Below are 2885 nucleotides of genomic sequence, written 5' to 3' on the forward strand. Positions count from 1 at the left end.
GGAAGCGATTCGACTGGCTGAACAGTACAAAGACCAATTATCAAAGGTGGCATGATGAACAATGAACACAAAGAACACAAAGAACAACTGAAACTATACGATGATAAAGAGCAAGAGTTAGAACGAGCAATAGCAATAGTTAGAGAACAACGCAGAGAATACATTAATCAGCATAATTTAAACAAGGTTAACGACAATGCCGAAGAAACACAAGCTAATCAAAACTGATTTTAAATGCCCAGAATGTGACGGGGCTTGTTTATATAACGTTGACTTGGATTTATTTGTCTGTAATAGACCGCTAATTGGCGTTAACGGAGAAGTAAAAGGCTCTTGCGGTAAGTTTTACAAGAATAAAGCGAAATTCAGGCAATGAAGCGAGAAATAAAACAGAAAAAATGTAAAAGCTGTGGCAAAAAATTTGCGCTATTTAACTCACTTGCTCAAGTATGTTCGGTTGATTGTGCTATTCAGTATGCAAAAGATAACAAAGTTCAAGAGCGAACAAGAATTAAGTTAGCACGAATAGCAAAAGAAAGCATAAAAACACGCTCAGAGCATTTAAGAGATGCGCAAACAGCATTTAATGCATTTATTCGAGAACGAGATAAAAGCGAGCCGTGCATTAGCTGCGGACGATATCATAATGGGCAATATCACGCGGGGCATTATCGAAGTGTCGGTGCGTGTCCAGAGTTACGATTCTGTGAACTAAATGTACATAAGCAATGTTCAGCATGTAACAATCACAAATCAGGGAATATCATTGAGTACAGAATTAATTTAGTGAAAAAAATAGGTGTAGAAAAAGTTGAGTGGTTAGAGGGTTATCACGAACCGAGAAAATACACGATAGAGCAAATAAAGCAGATTAAAGCTGAGTATAAACAAAAATTAAAAGAATTAAAAAAGGGGGCGTAATGAGAGAAACTAAAGATATTTTAACAGCATGGAAAAACACCCGTATTTTAAAAAGAATGGGAACAGAATACCCATCAAAATCGGCAGGTATTGATGGTGCGCCAATGGATTTTGATTATCGTCAGTATTTAACAGAAGATGAAGCTGAAATTGTTGATAATGCGGTGTTAAGACTTAAATCCGATAATATTGAACACTGGGCTGTATTAACTTCTTTTTATCTTCGTGAAATCTCATGTAGTAAACAAGCTCGAATTTTAGGTAAGCAAACAACCGAAATTACAAAAATATTATTAGCGGCAGAGTGCTTTATACGAGGTCATATTATTGAATTGTTTCCAAAGGTGGCATAGTTGACAATGAACATAATTAAGATGTATATTGAAAAAACGTTAGCAAAATCTAACGTTAGGATTAGCCTCCTACTGTTCAGTACGACGTATAACCGCGTCAGCGGTATTTTTATGCGTAAAGCTTAGTTGCATCTATTCTATGGTGAGCTGGGTAAGGGCTCGAAAGAGCGCCGTTTCGTACTAGCGGTAAGGCTAACCTTATTCAGTTCACCTCCAATGATTAGCCTCTGCGGTGGTGATTATTAAAATCATTAGTACGGAGACAATATTATGTCTAATTCATTAGTCTTTCATAATACTACCATTCAATCAGTTAATCACAATAACCAAATATGGATCACATCAAGCGAACTAGCTAAATTACTTCAATATAAAAGTGCTGATTCAGTAACAAAGATTTATAATCGTAACTTTGACGAATTTACTCGCAAAATGACCGAGACGGTCAAATTGACCGCCCCGAATAACCTTATACAAACTGTAAGGATTTTTTCGCTTAGAGGAGCGCATCTAATCGCAATGCTTGCTAAAACAGAAGTAGCAAAAGAAGTGCGTAAATGGTTACTAGATTTAGCTGATAAAGAAATCGGTATAAGTGAAACTATTTCAATCGAACAACAACAATTAATCAAACAAGCGGTAAATGAACGTTCATTTAGAACAGGCGAGCATTATCAAGCCATCTACACTAAACTTTATGAACAATTCAAGATACCACGCTACCAAGATTTACCTACTAGCAAATTTGATGAGGCTATAGAGTGGCTTGGTGGTGTGCATTCTCGAAGCGGTTTATCTGATGAAGATTTACACAATTTGGCTTGGTTATATAAAGTAGCTGATAGAATGCGTCACCACATAGAGTTGGTAGAGCCTGCATTGCGTGCAATAGATTCACGTTTTACGGGTGCTTTTTACTCCATGGCTTATGATTATAAATATACGTTAAGACAGGCTAGAAAAGTTATTGAACGAGAAACAGCGCATATAATTACAAGTCATCTTACTACAAACTGGAATAAAGTATTGCCTGTAATAAGAAATAATTAATAAAAACAACTTAAATACTTGACTGTTTAAACGTTTAAACGGATAATGTGCCTAGGATGCGGTTTTGAACGCATAGAATTTAAGCCCACTGAAATAGTTGGGCTTTTTTATTTTCATTTTGTAATTTTTTATATTAAACTGCGTAGCTTTTGAACGCAGGTAATATTAAATTATGAAAAAAATAGCTTTAATTTTGGTTTTATTTTTATTATTCCCGTCGATTTCAAATGCTAAGAATTGCAGAAAAGGCATACCATGCGGTAATTCTTGCATATCAGCGTCTAAAACATGTCGAATTGGAACGTACTCAGTAACACCGACGCCTAAGCCGAAAAAGTCAAAATCAGTGCCGACAGCCGAGCAGGTTGCAATTAGTAAGCAAAATTTTGACAATGCAAAAACTCAGCTTACTAAGCTATACAAATCAAATCCCGCGCAAACCGAATTTTATTGCGGATGTGATATTTCGTGGGCAGGTAAAAAAGGTGTTGTAGATTTTGGTAAATGCGGTTATAAGCCAAGAAAGAATTTAAATAGAGCGTCTCGCATTGAGTGGGAGCA

The 2885-nt window shown here is 36.1% G+C and carries 4 protein-coding genes and 1 pseudogene; all 5 read left to right on the plus strand.

Going from position 1 to position 2885, the window contains the following annotated elements; all coding sequences use genetic code 11:
- The first annotated feature begins 54 nt into the window (after positions 1–54).
- Positions 55–228 carry a hypothetical protein gene (locus ACGH6Q_RS12160; protein WP_411592972.1) on the plus strand — a complete coding sequence of 58 codons (174 nt, stop codon included), beginning with the start codon at positions 55–57 and terminating at the stop codon, positions 226–228.
- A gap of 144 nt (positions 229–372) precedes the next feature.
- Positions 373–921 (plus strand): recombination protein NinG, encoded by a 549-nt coding sequence (locus ACGH6Q_RS12165; protein WP_411592973.1) that lies wholly within the window; start codon positions 373–375, stop codon positions 919–921.
- Positions 921–1274 carry an antiterminator Q family protein gene (locus ACGH6Q_RS12170; RefSeq protein WP_411592974.1) on the plus strand — a complete coding sequence of 118 codons (354 nt, stop codon included), beginning with the start codon at positions 921–923 and terminating at the stop codon, positions 1272–1274. Before ACGH6Q_RS12165 ends, ACGH6Q_RS12170 begins: the two co-directional genes overlap by 1 nt.
- A 270-nt stretch (positions 1275–1544) precedes the next feature.
- Positions 1545–2324 (plus strand): P22AR C-terminal domain-containing protein, encoded by a 780-nt coding sequence (locus ACGH6Q_RS12175; RefSeq protein WP_411592975.1) that lies wholly within the window; start codon positions 1545–1547, stop codon positions 2322–2324.
- 172 nt (positions 2325–2496) lie between these two features.
- Positions 2497–2885: pseudogene (locus tag ACGH6Q_RS12180) on the plus strand (hypothetical protein); the annotation flags it as partial.

The sequence above is a fragment of the Gilliamella sp. BG2 genome (genome assembly GCF_046635645.1).
GTDB lineage: Bacteria > Pseudomonadota > Gammaproteobacteria > Enterobacterales > Orbaceae > Gilliamella > Gilliamella bombi.

Bases quoted from the DNA above. Each gene is read 5' to 3' on its own strand.
- ACGH6Q_RS12160 (WP_411592972.1), top strand. From the start codon at position 55: ATGAACAATGAACACAAAGAACACAAAGAACAACTGAAACTATACGAT.
- ACGH6Q_RS12165 (WP_411592973.1), top strand. From the start codon at position 373: ATGAAGCGAGAAATAAAACAGAAAAAATGTAAAAGCTGTGGCAAAAAA.
- ACGH6Q_RS12170 (WP_411592974.1), top strand. From the start codon at position 921: ATGAGAGAAACTAAAGATATTTTAACAGCATGGAAAAACACCCGTATT.
- ACGH6Q_RS12175 (WP_411592975.1), top strand. From the start codon at position 1,545: ATGTCTAATTCATTAGTCTTTCATAATACTACCATTCAATCAGTTAAT.